This is a genomic window from Paenibacillus sp. FSL K6-1096, from assembly GCF_037977055.1.
In the GTDB taxonomy this organism is placed as follows: Bacteria; Bacillota; Bacilli; order Paenibacillales; family Paenibacillaceae; genus Paenibacillus_AQ.
In genome coordinates this window covers 6,565,484-6,583,995 of the sequence record NZ_CP150274.1, presented here as the reverse complement: position 1 = coordinate 6,583,995, position 18,512 = coordinate 6,565,484, and the positions used below count along the sequence as shown (strand labels likewise).

At 53.4% G+C, this 18,512-nt stretch carries 19 protein-coding genes; 8 read left to right on the top strand and 11 right to left on the bottom strand.

Annotated elements, in window-relative coordinates; all coding sequences use genetic code 11:
- Positions 1 to 72: 72 nt before the first annotated feature.
- Both MHI24_RS28805 and MHI24_RS28800 read right to left on the bottom strand, forming a co-directional pair.
- Positions 73 to 741, bottom strand: a complete 669-nt coding sequence (locus MHI24_RS28805) for a response regulator transcription factor (RefSeq protein ID WP_340022990.1) — start codon at positions 739 to 741, stop codon at positions 73 to 75.
- Complete coding sequence (locus tag MHI24_RS28800; protein ID WP_340022989.1) at positions 710 to 1,561, bottom strand: histidine kinase; 852 nt, start codon at positions 1,559 to 1,561, stop codon at positions 710 to 712. Before MHI24_RS28800 ends, MHI24_RS28805 begins: the two co-directional genes overlap by 32 nt.
- Before the next feature lie 307 nt (positions 1,562 to 1,868).
- Between MHI24_RS28800 and MHI24_RS28795 the strand changes: the two genes are divergently transcribed.
- The 4 genes from MHI24_RS28795 (at position 1,869) to MHI24_RS28780 (ending at position 5,215) form a co-directional block, all read left to right on the top strand.
- On the top strand, positions 1,869 to 2,564 hold the full coding sequence (locus MHI24_RS28795; RefSeq protein ID WP_340022988.1) for a response regulator transcription factor: 696 nt from the start codon (positions 1,869 to 1,871) through the stop codon (positions 2,562 to 2,564).
- Positions 2,557 to 3,663: a HAMP domain-containing sensor histidine kinase gene (locus MHI24_RS28790; RefSeq protein WP_340022987.1), complete on the top strand. Its 1,107-nt coding sequence runs from the start codon at positions 2,557 to 2,559 to the stop codon at positions 3,661 to 3,663. The genes MHI24_RS28795 and MHI24_RS28790 overlap by 8 nt, the downstream gene beginning before the upstream one ends.
- Before the next feature lie 146 nt (positions 3,664 to 3,809).
- Complete coding sequence (locus MHI24_RS28785) at positions 3,810 to 4,682, top strand: M15 family metallopeptidase (RefSeq protein WP_340022986.1); 873 nt, start codon at positions 3,810 to 3,812, stop codon at positions 4,680 to 4,682.
- Positions 4,679 to 5,215: a VanZ family protein gene (locus MHI24_RS28780; protein WP_340022985.1), complete on the top strand. Its 537-nt coding sequence runs from the start codon at positions 4,679 to 4,681 to the stop codon at positions 5,213 to 5,215. Before MHI24_RS28785 ends, MHI24_RS28780 begins: the two co-directional genes overlap by 4 nt.
- 7 nt (positions 5,216 to 5,222) lie before the next feature.
- Here the strand turns inward: MHI24_RS28780 and cysK are convergent, their stop codons facing one another.
- Positions 5,223 to 6,146, bottom strand: coding sequence for a cysteine synthase A (cysK, locus tag MHI24_RS28775; protein WP_340022984.1), 924 nt, complete (start codon positions 6,144 to 6,146; stop codon positions 5,223 to 5,225).
- A 187-nt stretch (positions 6,147 to 6,333) separates the two neighbouring features.
- Between cysK and MHI24_RS28770 the strand changes: the two genes are divergently transcribed.
- Positions 6,334 to 7,416, top strand: coding sequence for a nucleotidyltransferase domain-containing protein (locus tag MHI24_RS28770; protein WP_340022983.1), 1,083 nt, complete (start codon positions 6,334 to 6,336; stop codon positions 7,414 to 7,416).
- Between the two features lie 9 nt (positions 7,417 to 7,425).
- Here the strand turns inward: MHI24_RS28770 and MHI24_RS28765 are convergent, their stop codons facing one another.
- Both MHI24_RS28765 and MHI24_RS28760 read right to left on the bottom strand, forming a co-directional pair.
- The gene (locus tag MHI24_RS28765; protein ID WP_340022982.1) at positions 7,426 to 8,124 is read right to left on the bottom strand and encodes a cyclic nucleotide-binding domain-containing protein; all 699 of its coding nucleotides are present in this window, start codon (positions 8,122 to 8,124) and stop codon (positions 7,426 to 7,428) included.
- Between the two features lie 77 nt (positions 8,125 to 8,201).
- The gene (locus MHI24_RS28760; protein ID WP_340022981.1) at positions 8,202 to 9,719 is read right to left on the bottom strand and encodes a DUF4173 domain-containing protein; all 1,518 of its coding nucleotides are present in this window, start codon (positions 9,717 to 9,719) and stop codon (positions 8,202 to 8,204) included.
- A gap of 114 nt (positions 9,720 to 9,833) precedes the next feature.
- Between MHI24_RS28760 and MHI24_RS28755 the strand changes: the two genes are divergently transcribed.
- Complete coding sequence (locus MHI24_RS28755) at positions 9,834 to 11,519, top strand: ABC transporter substrate-binding protein (protein WP_340022980.1); 1,686 nt, start codon at positions 9,834 to 9,836, stop codon at positions 11,517 to 11,519.
- A gap of 52 nt (positions 11,520 to 11,571) precedes the next feature.
- On the opposite strand, the gene MHI24_RS28750 is transcribed toward MHI24_RS28755, so the two are convergent.
- Entirely contained in the window at positions 11,572 to 12,063 is a 492-nt protein-coding gene (locus tag MHI24_RS28750) for a DinB family protein (RefSeq protein WP_340022979.1), read from the bottom strand.
- 26 nt (positions 12,064 to 12,089) lie between these two features.
- On the bottom strand, positions 12,090 to 13,154 hold the full coding sequence (locus tag MHI24_RS28745; protein WP_340026828.1) for a DUF1835 domain-containing protein: 1,065 nt from the start codon (positions 13,152 to 13,154) through the stop codon (positions 12,090 to 12,092).
- A 116-nt stretch (positions 13,155 to 13,270) separates the two neighbouring features.
- Here MHI24_RS28745 and MHI24_RS28740 point away from each other — a divergent pair, with 116 nt between their 5' ends.
- Both MHI24_RS28740 and MHI24_RS28735 read left to right on the top strand, forming a co-directional pair.
- On the top strand, positions 13,271 to 13,579 hold the full coding sequence (locus MHI24_RS28740; RefSeq protein ID WP_340022978.1) for a DUF4440 domain-containing protein: 309 nt from the start codon (positions 13,271 to 13,273) through the stop codon (positions 13,577 to 13,579).
- Positions 13,580 to 13,661: 82 nt separating this feature from the next.
- Positions 13,662 to 14,567 (top strand): helix-turn-helix domain-containing protein, encoded by a 906-nt coding sequence (locus MHI24_RS28735; protein WP_340022977.1) that lies wholly within the window; start codon positions 13,662 to 13,664, stop codon positions 14,565 to 14,567.
- A gap of 54 nt (positions 14,568 to 14,621) precedes the next feature.
- On the opposite strand, the gene MHI24_RS28730 is transcribed toward MHI24_RS28735, so the two are convergent.
- From MHI24_RS28730 to MHI24_RS28715, 4 genes are all read right to left on the bottom strand, one after another.
- Positions 14,622 to 15,791 (bottom strand): MFS transporter, encoded by a 1,170-nt coding sequence (locus MHI24_RS28730; protein ID WP_340022976.1) that lies wholly within the window; start codon positions 15,789 to 15,791, stop codon positions 14,622 to 14,624.
- Between the two features lie 142 nt (positions 15,792 to 15,933).
- Positions 15,934 to 16,236 carry a metalloregulator ArsR/SmtB family transcription factor gene (locus tag MHI24_RS28725; RefSeq protein ID WP_340026827.1) on the bottom strand — a complete coding sequence of 101 codons (303 nt, stop codon included), beginning with the start codon at positions 16,234 to 16,236 and terminating at the stop codon, positions 15,934 to 15,936.
- Between the two features lie 493 nt (positions 16,237 to 16,729).
- Complete coding sequence (locus MHI24_RS28720; protein WP_340022975.1) at positions 16,730 to 17,554, bottom strand: carbohydrate ABC transporter permease; 825 nt, start codon at positions 17,552 to 17,554, stop codon at positions 16,730 to 16,732.
- The gene (locus MHI24_RS28715; RefSeq protein ID WP_340022974.1) at positions 17,547 to 18,443 is read right to left on the bottom strand and encodes a sugar ABC transporter permease; all 897 of its coding nucleotides are present in this window, start codon (positions 18,441 to 18,443) and stop codon (positions 17,547 to 17,549) included. Before MHI24_RS28715 ends, MHI24_RS28720 begins: the two co-directional genes overlap by 8 nt.
- Positions 18,444 to 18,512: the final 69 nt, after the last annotated feature.

Genomic DNA, 18,512 nt, shown 5'->3' with positions numbered 1-18,512 from the left:
AATGGACCTGCGCGCTAACGCCCTCCCGGCTTCCTCTCTCTGAACTTGTCCTCTGCCGGGACAGCTCCAGTTCTATCTCTTCCCCGGAAAATCCCGTTCCCGCCGCGAAGCCAGCCCCTGCTCGAACGCGTAGCGGGTGAGCTGGGTGCGGTTCTGGAGCTGCAGCTTCTGCAGGATATTCTTCAGATGGTTCTTCACCGTATGCTCGGATATACCGAGGGTGGCGGCAATTTCTTTATTCGTCGACCCGGAGGATACACAGCCCAGTATTTCCTTCTCCCGCGCCGTTAATGCCTCGCGCTCCTCCTTGACGGAAGGGACGGCGAACTCCTTCAGAATCTGGAAGGCCAGCTCCCGGCTCAGCGGCACCTCCTCACTGACAATTGCCTGCAAGTATTCAATCCAGGTGGAGGGGGCCAGGTTCTTCAGGAGATACCCCTGCGCTCCCTGCTTCAGCGCTTCGAACAGGTGTGAGATCTCATCCGATACGGTCACGATGACAATTCTCACATACGGATATTCCAGCTTAATGCGCCGCGTCGTCTCCAGGCCGTCCATGCCCGGCATCTCGATATCGATCAGGATCAGGTCGGGCATCCATTGCCCGGTCCAGACGATCGCCTCCGCTCCGCTCGCCACTGCGCCGATGACCTCGAAGCGTTCGTCCAGTGCCAGAATCTCGCTCATGGCCTCGCGGGCATGGGCATGGTCATCGACGATCAGCACCCGGCAGCGTTCCATCCAGCGCACCCCCTTTTGCAATTTCTACCGTTGTTCCGGCGGCATCTGACTGGACATGAAGCTGCCAGCCCATGCTGCGGGACCGCTCCCGCATAATCTGCAGGCCATAGCTGCCGCTCACCGCAAAAGGATCCTCATGCTGAATCCCGGCACCGTCATCGGTAACAGTTACACGCCAGCTCTGCTCATTGCCCTGACCAGATACAGCTACCTTGCCTGCCCGTGTATGCTTGCGCACGTTAATCATCGCTTCGCGGATGCAGGACAGCAGCTCGGCCTGCTCCGCTGGGGTTAACGCCTGCCCGTCCAGCCGCCAGTCCAGCGACACCTCAATCATGACCTCACCGGCCAGCCCGGCAAGCTGCTCCTGGATCGAGCGCTCCAGCGAGAAGTCAGCATCGCCGCTAACCGGCACCTTCAGGCTGGCAATCGCCTGGCGGACATAACGGTTGACCTCGTGAACGGTCTTTTTGATCTGGTCCACATGCTCTGCGCTGACGCTTCCTTCCGTGCGGCTCTGCTCCAGGCGGTCGATCCGCACGGACAGCAGGAACAGGGACTGGGCCATCCCGTCATGCAGCTCCTTGGCCAGCGCCTCCCGTGCTTCCATGGCACTTGTGGCCGCCCGCTTCTGCTCCAGCTCCCGCTGATTCCGCTCCATGAGGCGGAAGAGCGGCAGCAGCAGAACAATACTGGACAGGAACACCAGTACAGGGGTCAGGTAATTGCCCGCGTCCATCGAGAGGTAGGGCATCAGGAGCTGATGCCGCACCCACTCCCAGATGCCGACCATCACGGTGGGAATCAGCAGGATCAGCACTTTGATTACGTTATACGTTGCAGTCCCCTCCTAAGCATTATTTTACTTTATCATTCCAGGCGTAACCTGGCATGACCCTTTCGGGCTACACCGGCAAGAATTTGTTACAGAATTAAGTATTTCAAAGTTAAATCAATCCCTGGGCCGAATTGTCACATTCCCCCGATACGCCTGCCTGCACCATGTCCGCTTTTTACTACTCAATGTACTATCTTAACAGTTAGCCAAACATTATTCGATAGGGTACACTAGGAATGAAGCGCAATCAAGCATGATTTCATATTCACCCTACAGGAGAGATTAAAACATGAAGCGAATTACGATTCTGGTCGCCGATGACGACGCCGAGATTGCCGATCTGATCGGACTGCATCTGGAGAAGGAGGGCTATTATCCCGTCAAGGTCACGAACGGACCGGCGGCGGTGCAGGAGATCCAGTCCAGGCATATTGACCTGGCGATTCTGGATATTATGATGCCCGGCCTGGACGGGTATGAGGTGACCCGGCAGATCCGGGAGCGGCATGGGCTGCCGATTATTTTCTTAAGCGCTAAGACCTCGGATCTGGATAAAATCACCGGACTGGTCATCGGGGCCGACGATTATATGACCAAGCCGTTCAATCCGATGGAGCTGGTGGCAAGAGTAAATGCCCAGCTCCGGCGTTCCATGCGGCTGAATCAGCCGGTGGCCGAGCAGAAGGCGGTCGTGGAGGCCGGAGGACTGACCATTGACCCGGACCGCCGTTCTGTCACGCTGTACGGGAACCCCATTGAGCTGACGCCGAAGGAGTTCGACATCCTCTACCTGCTGGCCAGCTACCCGAAGAAGGTATTCAGTGCAGAGCAGCTGTTCCAGAACATCTGGGGTGAGGCTTATTATGAAGGCGGGAATACCGTGATGGTGCATATCCGCACCCTGCGCAAGAAGCTTGGCGACGAGCAGAGCAAGAATTCATGGATCAAGACGATCTGGGGGGTAGGGTATACATTCAATGGCTAACCTGTTCCGCAGCTTCCGCTTCAAGATGATCTTCCTGCTGCTGATGAGTATGCTGCTCTCCGGCACAGTGACCTATATTCTCTATAAAAGCCTGCAGCTCTATTACACCTCTCAGGTCAGGTATGAGGACAATTTAACCCGCTTGCGGTATTTGATCAGGGACTTCGGCGATCTCAACTTCTTCCTGATCTTCTTCATTCCGCTGGCGGTGCTGTTCTTCTTCCTGCTCACCAAGCCGTATGCGCGGTATTTCAAGGAAATCTCGCACCATATCCGCCTGCTGGCGAACGGGGACTTTAAGAGCCGCATCGACCTCCACTCCAATGACGAATTCGAGGATATTGCCGCCGATCTCAATCTCGCTAAGGAGAAGCTGCAGGAGGCGGTGGAACGCGGGGATTTCGCCGAGAACAGCAAGGATAAGCTGGTGCTGAACCTGGCCCATGATCTGCGGACGCCGCTCACCTCGGTCCTCGGTTATCTGGATCTGGTGCTGAAGGATAGTCAGCTCACCGCCGAACAGGTCAGGCACTACACCATGATTGCTTACACGAAGTCGCAGCGGCTGGAGAAGCTGATCGATGAGCTGTTTGAGATTACCCGGGTGAATTACGGGCTGCTCACCGTGGAGAAGCTTCCTCTCGACCTGAGCGAGCTGCTGGTTCAGCTGAACGAGGAGCTGTATCCGGTGCTGGAGAACAACGGGCTGACCGCCCGGCTGGAGATTGTTCCGCAGCTGAAGCTCCCCGGAGACGGTGAACTGCTGGCCCGGGTGTTCGAGAACCTGCTGACCAATGCGGTACGCTACGGCAAAGAAGGCAGATATGTCGATATCCGCTGCCAGCCGGACGGGGATCAGGCGGTGGTCCAGATTATTAACTACGGAGACCGGATTCCTGAGGAGGATCTCCCGTTCCTGTTCGATATGTTCTTTACCGGCGACCGGGCGCGGACCCATCAGGAGGGCAGTACCGGACTCGGCCTGTTCATTGCCAAAAATATCGTCGAACAGCATCAGGGGACAATCTCCGTACAGAGTGATGTGATCCGCACTCTCTTCGAGGTCCGTCTGCCGGGTCTGATCAAGCAGCATAGCTAGGCCACAGATGTACCACTGTACCGTCCTTCGCGAAGGGCGGTATTTTTGGCGTGTGCAGATATTTTAAGAAAAACTTTATCTTTCCCCCACTTCTTTTTAAACACCCCGGCCTATTCTTAAGTCATAGAGTCAAGGAGGACGAGAACATGAAGAAGTGGTTATTGGTGTTAGTCATTGTTGGACTGATCGGATATGAGTGGCTGGAACGGACTCGTGAGGAGACTTCGTTGCAGATTGAGAGCGGACAGCTGATGACGAATGAAGGGACAAAGAATCTTACCATTATCCCCAAGGGCCAGATCTATCAAGGCAACCTGCTGCTGGTCAACAAGGATTACCCGGTGCATGAATCAGGAGTCAGCAAGGATATTGTTACACTGGCAGATCACGATGAGCTGATTCGCGGGTACGCGCTGATGGACAACAAGACGATGCTCTCCAAGGCTGTGGCGGAGAAGTTTGTGGAGATGGTTCAGGTCGCCTCCGGGGCAGGGGCTAATAGCTTCCTGATCAGCAGCGGCTACCGCAGCAATGAGAAGCAACAGCAGCTCTATGAGGAAAAAGGCAGCGACTACGCCCTTCCGCCCGGCTACAGTGAGCATAATCTCGGCCTGTCGCTGGACATTGGCTCCTCCCAGATGGCGATGAGCCACGCTCCCGAAGGAAAGTGGCTGCGGGAGCATGCCTGGGATTATGGCTTCATTCTCCGCTATCCCGAGGATAAAACCGCGATTACCGGCATCCAGTATGAACCCTGGCATTTCCGCTATGTCGGCCTGCCGCACAGCATTATTATGCGGGATAAGAATTTCACACTGGAAGAATACCTGGAGTTCCTTAAGGAGCAGCAGGCAATAACTGTGACCGTGAACGGGACCGAGTATCATATCTCTTATATTGAAGTGAACGGCAACACCCCGGTGCCTACCCCTAAGGAAAAGCATGTGGAGTTCTCCGGCGACAATAAATCAGGCGTTATTATGACGTCATATTCTAAGGAAGGCGGTGAGGCGGAATGAATCCGAAGCAGCAGCGGAGAATGATGTACGGTGTGCAGGTACTGTTTATCGTATACCTTTATATCTTAGTCAAAATCATTTTGTTCAAATTCGGCACGATTGATCCGGTCTTCCTCTGGCACCAGTTGCAGCAGGGCCCGCACAATCTGATCAGCAGCCTGCATACGGGGAACCTGATCCCCTTGGCCACACTGTCCGATACGTATGATCATCCCACCCCGCACAATCTGTTGAACCTGACAGGGAATATCGCGTTGTTCATCCCTTATGGCCTGTTTCTGGTCTTGCTGTCTCCCCATGGCAAAAGCAGCGGCTCCTTCACCGGAGTGCTGCTATGGTCTTTCGCTTTAAGCGCCGCGCTGGAAGGCTCGCAGGCACTTTTCTATATCGGAACCTTCGATGTTGACGATCTTCTGCTGAACACAATAGGCGGGCTGCTCGGATATCTGCTGCTGCGTCCGGTCATGCAGCTCTGTCCATCAAGGTCTACAGAGGAGAAATGTAACGCCCATACTCAATATCAAGGGCCTTGAAATACTGTTAGTCAAAAATCCCCATACTCAAATACCGCTCCCCCGTATCAGGTGCTATACAGAGTACCCGCTTGCCCCGGCCCAGACGCCGGGCTTCCCGGAGTGCCGTCCACACGGCGGCCCCGCCGGAGGGTCCGATCAGAAGTCCCTCTTCTCTTGTAAGTACTCTCACCATCTCCAGTGCATCATCGTCCGCCACCTGAACAATCTCATCGTAGACAGAAGTATTCAGAATGGCCGGTACGAAGCCGGGGCTGGTCCCCACCAGCTTATGCGGTCCCGGCTGGCCGCCGGACAGCACCGGTGAGCCCTGCGGCTCCACGACCACCACCCGCAGCTCCGGGAGCTGCTCACGCAGCGCTTCCCCGGTTCCGGTGATCGTGCCGCCAGTTCCGGCTGTGGCCACGAAGACATCCAGCCTGCCCTCCATCTGCTCCAGAATCTCAGGAGCGGTAGTGAGCCGGTGGATGTCGGGGTTCGCCGGATTCTCGAACTGCTGCGGGATGAAGCTGCCGGGAATGTTCTGTCCCAGCTCCACCGCCTTGGCAATCGCACCGGGCATCCGCTGCTCCGCCGGAGTCAGCACCACCTCCGCCCCGTAGGCCTTCAGCAGATTGATCCGCTCCTTCGTCATATTATCCGGCATAACCAGGATGGCCTGATACCCTTTGGCAGCGGCATTCATTGCCAATCCGATCCCGGTGTTGCCGCTCGTCGGCTCGATGATCGTCCCGCCCGGCTGCAGCCGTCCGTCCAGCTCCGCCTGCCGGATCAGATTATAGGCTGCCCGGTCCTTGACGCTGCCGCTGGGATTGAACATCTCCAGCTTCACATACAGCTCCGCATCCTCCGGCCCGGTCACCCGGTTCAAGCGGACCACCGGCGTGCCGCCGATCAGCTCCGTAATATTGTCCACTACCTGCTTCGTCATTTGCCTGCCTCCCTTGTTCCTGCATTGAATCCTGCATCTTCTTGCAGCTCATGTAACCTCCATTGTATCGTGAAATCATCCCAATGCAACCTTGGGAGAGAACAACCCTAGCTAAACTTGGCATATGCCCGGCAATCCGCTCCCCATACAATAGATACAACAAGACACAGCACAGGAGGAACTACACATGAATGATACGACCAAGCAAGAATTACTATCCAGGAATGAACAACTGATCAGCATGGTGATCGAACGGGCTAAACGGGATTTTGCGGAGGAGATTGCGGTGATCGGGCTGACGGGTTCTTTTCGAACCGGGGATTTCCATGACAAAAGCGATCTTGATCTGATCATCATCAATAATAATAGTGAAGGCTGGGGCATCTCGTCCTGCTTCATTCTTGGGGATATCGGATATGATATCTACTGCACGCCCTGGGAAACCCGGATTGAAGATCAGGCGGCGCTTGAGAACCCGATGATCTCCAGTCTCATTGATCTGCAGGTGCTCTATTATGCCAAACCTGAGGATCTGGAGAAGCTGAGGGCCTACCAGCAGCGGGCGCTGAATGCACTGGCGAAGCCCATAGGACGCGATTGTCTGGAACGGGCGAAGAAGTGGCTTGATCTGGCGAAGCAGGAATACGCAAATGCTTTGCTTACCGGAGATCCCGGAGCGGTCAGGCTAGCCTCTGCCGAGCTGGTGTATAATCTGATGATTGCCTTGTCACATATGAATAACACGTATTTCCGGAGAGGACTGAAGCGGTATCTGGAGGAGGCCAAGACCTTCCGGCATCTTCCCGGAGATTTCGAGACGAGCTACTGGAAGGTGATTCGCGCCAAAAGTGTAGATGAGATCAGAAGCGCATCCCATCTTCTTTTGCAGAGTATCCTTGAGCTGTACAATGACTTGCATCAGAAATACACGGACCAGCCTGTCCCAACGTACGATAATCTGACCGGAACCTATGAGGAGCTATGGTGTAACTGCCGCAACAAGGTCATTGCCAGCGCTGACAAGAAAGATGCCTCCTACGCCTTCTATGCCGCAATGGGAGCGCAGGATCTGCTGGATGAGATGACCGAATCGCGGGGGACACGGAAATTTGATCTTATGCAGTATTTTGATGCGGATCATCTCGATTTGTTCAAGGATAAGTTCCTGCAGGCGATGGATGACTACCTGGAGGAATACCACCGGGCCGGCCGCAAGGTCCAGCAATTCAATACTTTTGAGGAGCTGTACGCCAGCTATATGAAGCAGTAATCCGGCCTCTCAATCATACAAATTCCCATTCGCCAATTCCGCCAGTCTGGCTTCATCCAGCACGATTAGCCGGCCCTTGCGGCGTTCAATGATACCCGTATCAATCAGGCGGCGGACCACCCGGTTCAAGTGCCGGTAGCTGGTGCCCAGCAGATCTGCCGTCTCGGTCAGGCTGGAGGTACGAATCTCCTCGATCCGCTGCGTGCCCGTATTATCCGAGAACAGGGACATCAGGTAGCTGGCAAAACGGTTCTCCACCGGATACAGCACATTCATTGCTGAGGTCTGACCGAGCGTGTACATTTTGTGGCTCAGCTCGCCGACCAGGAACCGCAGCAGCGCCGTATTGCTCTCCATCTCCCGGAGCAGCAGCTTCCTTCCGGCTACCAGCAGCAGGCTGCTGCCTACCGAGACCACCTCGTTCTTCACGGGATACTGGCGCAGCAGCTCCACGTCCCCGATCACGGACATCGGCCGGGCGAACCGGACCAGCATCGACTTGCCGTTCGGCTGCAGGGTATGGATCTTCAGCTTGCCCTGCACCAGGAAGAACATATGCTCAAGCTTATCGCCGACCGAGCAGACAGCCTCTCCGCCGCCGTAGCGCCGCTGCTCCATTTGAGCAATTGCACCGGGGCTGAACATGGCGGTGAGGCCATTCTGTTCCGTTAGTCCGCGCAGCATTTCAGGGTTCAAGATCGATTGCATGAAGCTCTTCCTTTCCATATGTAATGCCAATGCCATCACTGTAACACAAGGCACGGCAGGGAAGCTACAAAGGCTGCTTATTCAAAATACTCCTCCAGCGCCGTGCGCTCCCGATAGTTCGCCAGATTAAAGGAAGGCCAGCTCTGCTGCAGCTGCGAACGGTCAGACAGCCTGCTGCGCAGCGCCTCATCCAGTACTCCGTTCTCTTTCTTGCTGAAATTAATCAGCAGCGGCACCACGTCAGCCGAGAGCCGGGTGAGATAACTCTCATCCAGGGTACCGCTTGCGGCATAACGCTGGATATTCTGCTTCGCAATGATGTGGTCCATGCCGATGTAGTTCATCAGCACATAGGAGAGCAGGCCGAGTACGATGTAGCTTTTGAGCAGCGGGAACTGTTCCCGGCTAATCCGTACCGCCGCCAGCACCAGCAGCAGACCAAGGAAGATCATAAAGGCATGAACCAGAAAGCGGATATACGTGTACCCGTATGCCTCTTCATACAGAGTGAGCCGGGAATAAGCGGAATACAGCATCACCATAGAGCAGAGCACCAGAACGTACAGCAGGAGCTGGATTCCCCGCTTCAGTCGGCCGCCCGCTTTACGCACAGCCAGCAGTGACAGCAGCAGAATTCCGAAGTTAATCGATGTCACCAGCACCAGCTCGAAAAAGCCGCTCCGCGCATAATCCGCATAAGTACTATTTTCTGGAAGAATTCCCTCCCAGGCCCCGAACAGGTAAGAGAATTGCACGCTCACAAACAGCATATATACTGCATTGATCGCAGCGAGTACCGTCGTAATAATCACCGGATCATCAAGACCGATCCCCTCATCCCCTGATTCTGTTGCCTGGAGCTTCTGCCCCATGGCGCCGAATTCGCTGACCGTTTCCGTCCGAATATAAGATTTGCTGGCCACGAACCCCCAGACCAAGCCGAACAGGCCGAGGCCCACCAGCAGAATCCACAAGGCTCTGAAAATCCAGTCTCCCAAGGATACAGTATATATATAATCGGGTAGTCCTTGCAGCAGCTTGCTGAACACCCCATCCGCCGAAGAGAGCAGTGAAATCACGATCAGCAGCAGCGGAACAGAGATCAGCAGCCCGATCATAATCCGCAGCAGCACCTGCTTGCGCTCATTGGGCATGTGCTTGCCCCTGCGCAGCAGCTTCACCGCCGTGCCCCAGTTGCGCAGGGTCTGCGGGAACAGATGCTCCAGCGCTGCCCCGATCAGCCCGATGCTGCTCCAGGCCGGCTGGCGGTAACTGAGCATATACGTCATATGTAATAGAATAAGCACAGGAATTACAAGGATATTAAGCCCGAAGAAAAACCAGTTGCCAAACAGCGCATACGTCAGGGACAACAGGAAAATAGCGCCCGTCCATACATAGCTGAACCAGGTCTGTCTGCGCAGCCGCTCCTTGGCGAAATAGAGCATAAACCCGTAGAACAATGCAACAAAAATCGGGTAGGAAACCCCGGGCAGCTTGCCGTAGAACAAATACTGATGCACCAGCGCCAGCAGAAATGCAGCCAGCAGTGCCATGCGCCCGGCTCCTGTGTGACGTGCCGTCTGATCATCCATGGTAAATCCCTCCATCTTTTGACTATCCTATCCTGATTCTACCTGATAAAATAAGAAGAAAAAGAGAAAGATAAACTTATTCATTTCCTATTTTGTGAAGGGAGATTCTTATCGATGAAGCTACACAGCCAATTCCTCAAGCTGCATTCCCGCCATGGAGGACCGGCAGAGATCCGGGTAACCTTGGATGAGCTGGCTATGACGCTAGGCTGCACCCACCGCAATGCGCTGCATGTCATCCGCAAAATGGTGGATCTGGGCTGGATCACCTGGACCCCCAGCCGGGGGCGCGGCCGGCGTTCAAGTCTGAGCTTCCTCGCCGATGCCGAGGAGATTGCCTTGGAATCCATGAAGCAGGCGATCAGCAGCAAGGATATCGGCAGTGCGCTGGAAGGCATCCGTGGACATGCCCGCACATCGGCGCTTCAGGATACCCTCCAGGGCTGGCTGCTCGCCTACTTCGGGCATCATGCCGAGATGCACAGCGACAAACGGATTGATACGCTGCGGCTGCCGGTCACTCAGCAGCTCCATACATTCGATCCGCTGTATATGAATCTGCTGGCAGAGTCTTTTGTCTCCAGCCATGTCTTCGACGGCCTGATCGGCCGCAGCGGAGAACACGGCCAGATCGTTCCCGCCCTGGCCCATGCCTGGGAGACCGACGCGGACCGCACCGTCTGGACCTTCCATCTGCGCAAGGAAGTGCTGTTTCATCACGGCAAAGTACTGACCGCAGAGGATGTCGTCTACTCGTTCGAGCGGATGATGGCTACCTCGCAGCGAACGCTGTATAACTATATTTTCAAGGAAATCCGCGAGGTCAAGGCGCTGAATGCTACAACTGTGCGGATTCTGCTGAAGAAGCCGAACGAGCTGTTCCTTCCGTTCCTTAGCACCAGCCGGGCAGCTGTGGTGCCCCGGGACCTGCCGTCGATCGGGGAGCATGGTTTCGGACGCAGACCGGCGGGAACCGGCCCGTTCAAGGTCGTGGAGATGAATGAGGATACCTGCGTGCTGGAGGTGTTCCCTTATTATTTTCAGGGGCGGGCCCATCTGGACCGGGTCGAGATCATCTATGTGCCCTGGAGACTTGACCCGTCGCCTCCGGAGCCGGATACCGGCTCGGCCTTCCATGTGATTCCGAATCCGTCCGCTGCCGGCACTGATTCTTTAAGCCGGATTCATTCCGCCTCCTCGGTCTGCAAGTTTGTCACCTGCAACACCAAGAAGCAGGGGATGCTAAGTGATCCCCTGCTGCGTGCCGCGCTATTGTCTTGTCTGCAGGAAAAGACCCCGCTGGAGCCGGTTCAGCAATCTTCAGAGCCTCCTGCCGATACACTGCAGATTGCCACGATTCCGCAGTATATCAAGGATGCCGAATTCATTGCCGCCAGGCTGACGGAGCACGGCTATTCCTGCAAAGTGTTGCCGGTATCGCCTGAGGAATTCAAAGGTCCGGTCCGCCTCGAATCCGACCTGATCGTCTTCTCGCTGCTCCGCGACCAGGACGAGCAGCTCCGGCTGTACGACCTGTATCTGACCCTTGCCCAGCATATTGAACCCGGCATCCGCGCCAGCGTGGAAGGCCGGCTGCAGAGCATTGCCCGCGAGCCTGACCCGGTGCTGCGGGCTGAAGGCTTCAGAGACATTGAGGACATCCTGACCCGGAATCATCAGCTTCATATCCTGTACGAGCGCCCGGTTGAGACTGCTTACCTGCCCTCCGTACGCGGAGTCACCTTCAACAGCCAGGGCTGGGTCGATCTGCGCCGCCTCTGGTTTCCGCCGGAGGTGTAGCCGGGCGGGACGATAGCGGACACTTCCGGCAGCACATAGGATTGGACAAGTCCTAAGTTCTGCCGGGCAAATCCTCCGCAAGCCCCCTGCCGATCAGATTAGCGGATACCGGCTTCCTGCCCAGCTCCCTGGACCAGACGGAGAGCTGGCCGCAGTGATGAATCTCATGCGCAATAATATGGCGCATAATCTCACCCCAGGCATCTTCAATCACCCGCCCATCCGGCCGTTCCTCCCGGAGAATCCTCCGCTCCAGCCCCTCATGCCAGGCCATGACGAAGGCCTCGACCTCCGGACGGAAGCGTGCATCGAACTCCCGGATCTTCGGCAGCGTGTTATACTCCGTGAAGCCTGCCGGAATATCCGGCTTACCTTCCATCCCCCGGACCCAGCTTAATTCCACATCCACAATATGCACAAGTGTCTGCAGGATTCCGCCCATCCCGCCGGTGCGCGGCTTCACCAGCTCCTCCTCCGGCAGTTCCTCACACCATCTGTACCATTCCTCGCGGACCTGCCAGTTATAACGGAATAATGTTTGCATGATTGGCCTCCTTGTTTGTTGTCTGTCTACCCTTGCTTACGGCGGATACTATAGAATCTCATGGCTGTGGGAACGCCCTTGATCTCAAGCACCCCGCTGTAGATCAGCTCTCTGATTCTGTGCTCAAAGTAAGCATCACCGACATACTGCTCACAATATCCGAGTGCCTCTCCGACCAGCCGGGCAGATTTCAGGAATCCGTCATCTCCAGGCGGTGGCTGAAGCGAGTCCAGCTTCTCCAGCAGATAATTGTCATAATAATCGGCTGGCACCTCAAGCACTGCATCATCCTGCCAGATCCGCAGAACCCCGGACTGCTCTGCAATCTGCTGCCACTCCCGGCTCAGCTGCATGATATCCGCAGCACTCAGCCTGCGCCCTTCATTGATCCGCAGAAGCGCTTCCCTAAGCTTGTCTGTAGGAATCTCACCGGAATGAACGTAATTGATGAGGGCATCCGGCCGGTTGTACTGCTCCTCGCAGATGGCACAGGCATCACACACGATGATCTCGCTTGGTCTGTTGCCCAGCAGATGAGCGATAAGACGCAGCCCGGTCTGCTCACAAGCATTGCCGCCGGTCCAAAGTATAATCTTGGCCTGTTCGGGAATCTGCTCCAGATTGTCCAGCAGCTCCGTGTACTCTCTTTCACATTCATCCGAGACCGTAAAGTATTCGTTAATATGCCGGCGGAACCAGTCGCTGCGGAGCTTCCGCCCCACTGGCGTGTCCAACCGGCCAAGCGGTCCTACCGCATAATTCTCCCGCAGGATAATCAGCTTATGGGCGCCGGTCCAGCCAAATTCTTTAAGCACCTGCTTCACACTGCCTCCGAAGGAGTCGCCGCAGAGGATGTGGATATGGGTGCTGTCCGGCGCAGGGTCCCAGAACGCCCGCTGCGCCGGTAGACTCATCAGCGAGGAGTACTGTTCAATCAATCCGGCAACCGGCTTTGCTATATGTTCCTCCAGCGGCCGCTCCAACTGCCCGTACTGCTCTTTTAACTCACCGATCCCGGCCAGAATCAGCGTCAAATACGACTTTATTTCCTCATCTTGTAATGTACTTACAGCCTTTTTAATCGTCAGCATGTCCCTCAAACGGATTCACCTCTGGATTGTTGTTTTCTATCTTTATAGTAAATTTAGTAATCCAAAGAGGCAAGCCGCGTTCATTTCTAGGAGGACTATATGATGGGGGTCTAGAATTGCTACTAACGCCAGAGATCCGAACATCAGTTACTGAACTCTCGAACCTGCTGGCAGAGGATTTCTTCGAAATTGGCAGCTCGGGGCAGATTTGGCGCATACGAGATGGGATAGACGTGAGTGGCATTGGTGTTGTTAGAATGCAGCTGAGTGATTTTGAGATTCATCCATTATCTGAAAATATTATTTTGACTACATATAAAATATTTAATGAAGACAAACAGCAGCATTCTCTGCGTAGTTCCATATGGAAATATGAACATGCGAAATGGAAGATGGTGTTCCATCAAGGAACACCAGCCGGCTAAGACCACCTGACAATATGCTGCACCGATAATCAGGCTGTGAAAACCACCGGATGATATGCTTCTTACGAAAGGAGGGATTGCCGTGGAGTGGCTGGAGCGAATGAACCGGGCGATCAGCTATATTGAAGATAACCTGGAACAAGATATTGATTACGATCAAATCGCTAAAATCGCCTTATGTTCAGTTTACCAGTTTCAACGCATGTTCTCATTTGTCCTTAATGTCCCCTTGTCCGAATATATCAGGCGCAGAAGACTGACACTGGCTGCATTTGATCTAAAGGACAGAAAGAACACTGTCATGGATATAGCCTTGAAATACAGGTATGAATCACCTGAAGCCTTCTCACGGGCATTTCATAATCTGCATGGAATGACGCCTACATTAGCGCGTAATGCCGGAAGTGAGTTACGAGCCTATCCCCGCATCTCCTTTCAAATCATCTTAAAGGGAGTGGCCGGAATGAATTACCGTATTGAGAAGCGGGATGCTTTTCAAGTGTATGGACTAGAGGATGTATACCACTACGACACTATTGCGAATGAGGCGGGCGTATCGATCCCGGAGGTTTGGCAAAATATCTGCAAGAATGGAGAGTTCGGACGTTTAGCCCAGTCCGTAAGCGAGGCTTGGAGAAACGAAGGCAATTTCAGCAAGGAACTTGGAACCGTCTTTGCCTTCGATGCCTACACCTTCACAAGCAACTCGACCTTCCCTTATCTAATCGGGTGCTACAGATCGCCAGGCAGCCAAGTGAACGGATACACTGTTGTTGATGTTCCAGCATCTGCGTGGGCCGTGTTCTCAACACTCCATGACGGGAACGGCAGCGGCAAGTACGATCTGCAGTCATTGAAGAACCGGATCTTCTCGGAATGGCTGCCAACCTCAACCTACACGATACTGGACGGCGGTAATTTCGAAATGTATGGTACAAGCGCAGACGGCTATGAATATTGTGAGCTCTGGTATAGAGTCGGGGAATAGTATGAAAAAAGCGTGGTGTCCGTATTACCGGTCACCGCGCTTTTTTGTCAGAACTTAATATTGAATACTCATCTCTGTTCTTGAATTCATTCTATATAAAAGGAACATAGCGATTATAGCAATCGCAACTCCTGCAGCACCAATCCATGTAATCGATGCAAGCGAGACCTTTTGAATCGCTACCCCGCCTATACCAGCACCTGCGGCCATAGACAGCTGCATCATCGACTGATTAAGACCAAGCATCACTCCTGAGGCTTCGGGTTCAATTGTTGTTAAATGATATTGCTGGGTTGGACCAGAGGACCATGCGGAGAACGACCACAACAATAGCACAACCATGACACCAATGAACGTATTCGTCACCATAGACAACAGAATCAGCATTACAATATGCAGTATCAACCCGCTGGACAATGTTCGATTAACCCCCCAGCGGTCCGTGCTGAGGCCACCTATTTTGGAGCCGATCATGCTGGCTATACCGAATATAAGCAGAGCTCCGCTGAGATATTTATCGCTTATGCCCGATACTCCAAGCAGATACGGTGAAAGATACGTATAGGTAACCGAATATCCACCGAGCCAAAAGAAGGTAATCGCGAGTCCCAATGCGACCTTAGGCTTTTTGAGTAAACTTAGTTGTTGCCGTAATGGAATCGGTTCATCTCCCTTCACACGCGGGATGGCGAATGAAAGGATGACCATAGCAACAATACCTAGAAGGGCAATTGCCCCAAACACAGACTTCCAGCCAAGCGTATCCGCTGCAATGCGCCCAAGAGGTACGCCAATGATTAACGATGCGGTAAAGCCCATTACGACGGTTGCAATCGCACTTGCCTGTTTACCCTCAGGGGCAATTTTTGCTGCGATGTTTAAGGCGGTAACCACCACTACACCTGCACCCATGGCCATAATAATGCGGGCCACCACAAACAATCCGTACCCGGGAAGAATAACGGCGAGAATGTTAGAGATCACAAACAACCCCAGCCCCGTCATAATTAATTTCCGTCTGTCCATACTTGCGGTTAGCGCCATAAGAATGGGAGTGAATATAGCGTAGACTAGCGAAAAAATCGTAATTAATTGCCCGGCGGCAGACACCGAAACACCTAAAGAAACAGATACCTTATCTAAAATACCAGAGAGAATATACTCGGACGTCCCTACTAAAAAACTCACAATGGCTAAAATATACACCTTCCAGCTTACAGACATAGAATGATCCAACTCCTTTGATTTTATTTTATTTATAAATCGCGAAATGTCGATATGATAAACCAAAAGACATATCGCGAATTGTCAAATTGTTGCACTGAAATAAAGCTGAATTCCAAGTACGAACTCAGTTTTATCTCTCTTACATCTCACTCATCGTATACTGGGCTAACTGGCGTATGGCTTCCTCGTCTCTCTGATAATACGTAAATTTGCCTATACGTTTTGTAGTGATCAGCCCTGCCCGCTGCAACATCGCAAGATATTGGGAGGCCGTGGACTGAGTCATGTTGAGCTTGTCGGTTATTTGACTTACACAAACCCCGATCTCTTCCATATCCACTCCTTCATGGGGTTTAAAATGAACATATGGCTCTTTGAGCCATTGTAAGATCTGTAACCTGGATTCGTTCGACAAAGCCTTAAATACATCAATTGGATTCATAAATTTTATTATATTGATGATTTGCGATATGTCAATACGGTAGTCATCAGCTAATGTGTGATGCTGCGTTCGAAGCGAACATTCAGCGATTAGTGATAGTTGCATTCTGTACACTTAAAAACCGTGAAAAGGAAGGCTTTCTACCTCTAGATGCAGTCTGTACAACTAAATTTGCCCGAATGGATGAGAACCCTTGATATAGCGGCAGTTTAATTGTACCAAATACACCTAAACCAATAATCGGCGTTATATCAGACGATATAGATGTACAGAGTGCAACTAAGCATAGGAGCTCTTGCTTTTGCTCTTGCTCTTGCTTTTGCTCTTGTCTTTCCCCCTGCCCTCCCCCCACAGCAAGTGAACTTGAGCTTCCCTCCATTTGGGAGGAGTGGCGGAGGGGATGTTTGGAACTGTAGGAGCGATAGCGTCCGAAAGTCCAAACAATCCCTGGAGCCACGACTATTCCCAAATAACAACGAGCATCCTGTTCACATTACTTCACCGACCCAATCATCCCCGCCACAAACTGCTTCTGCATTACGAAGAACACCAGCGCGGTCGGAATCGTGCCGATTACAATTGCGATCATAATCATCCCGTAGTCCGGGGCGTAGCCTGAGCCGAGAGTGGAGATGAGCAGCGGCATCGTTTTGGTCTGCGGCGTTTGCAGTACGATCAGCGGCCAGAGATAGTTGTTCCAGCTCGACATGAACGTGATGATGGCTCCGGCAGCATAAGTCGTCTTCATCGTCGGCAGATAGATACGCAGGAAGATGCCTAGCTCGCTAAGCCCATCCATCCGGCCGGCCTCCAGCAGCTCCTTCGGAAACATCTTCGTGCTCTGCCGGAAAAAGAAAATCAGGAACGCGGTAGTCACGGTAGGCAGAATGACGGAGGTCATCGTATCGATGCCCATCCACGGGAATACACTCGAGATCTGCCCAAACATCCGGTAGAGCGGGATCATCAGCGCAGCGAACGGAATCATCATCGACAGCAGCAGAATGTTGAATACGATATCCTTCGAACGGCTGCGGAACACCTCGAAGCCGTAACCGGCCAGCGAGGCTATCAGCAGCGCCAGCAATGTGGTGGTTACCGAGATTTTCGCTGAATTCATCAGAGATAACTGCAGGTCCGTGGTGTCCAGCAGCTTGCGCAGATTCTCCAGCAGGTAGTTCCCCGGCAGCAGCCGCCCGCGGGTGACATCCACCGACTGGTTCGTCGAGCTGACCACCATCCACAGGAACGGAAAGATGGAGACGATGGCTGCGATGCTCAGGAACAGGTACATGAAGAAACGTTTACTTTTAGCCATTCTTATCACCTGCCACTTTGAACTGGATCACCGAGAGCAGTGCAATCATAATCACGATGGAATACGATACGGTGGCTGCATACCCGAAGTCCGCTGAATACTTGAACGACAAATTGTAGATATACTGGGAGATCGTCTGGGTCGCGTTGCCCGGGCCGCCCTTCGTAATATTCATAACCTCGTCGAACAATTGCAGCGTGCCGATGGTTGAGGTGATTGAGGTGAACAGGATGATCGGCTTCAGCAGCGGGACCGTAATTCCGAAGAACTGGCGGGAAGCCGATGCTCCGTCAATTCTGGCGGCCTCGTAGATGGAGTGATCGATATTTTGCAGGGCTGACAGGTAAAAGATCATATTATAACCCGTCCAGCGCCAGGTAATTGCAATGATAATGGTGATTTTAGCCCAGAACGGATCGGTGATCCATTCAATCGGGGCACTGACCAGATGGAGCTTCAGCAGCAGCGTATTGACCAGCCCATTGCCGGCGAACAGATATTTGAAGACCACGGAATACGCAACCAGCGAAGTGACACAAGGCAAGAAGATCGCCGTCCGGTAAAATCCCTTGAATCTCAGCTTGCTGTCATTCAGCAGCACCGAGATAAACAGCGCGAGGATGATCATCAGCGGCACTTGAACCAGCAGATAGATGAAGGTGTTCTTAACGGAGACAAGGAACGTCTGGTCGGACAGAAGCCGTGAATAGTTGTCGAAGCCGGTGAAGGTAAGATTGCCGCCCGTTCCCGTCTGGAACGACAGAATAAGTGCCTGAAGCATCGGATAGAAATAGAAGACGAAGATCAGAATGACCGCAAGCAGGACGAAGGACCATCCGGTTAACACGCTTTTGGTGCGGAGCTTAAGTTTTGAATGGGTATGCTGCACAGCCGCCCAGTCCCTTCCTGATTATTATAAAATAAACCCCGGACGCGCCCGCCTCCCGAACTCCCGGAA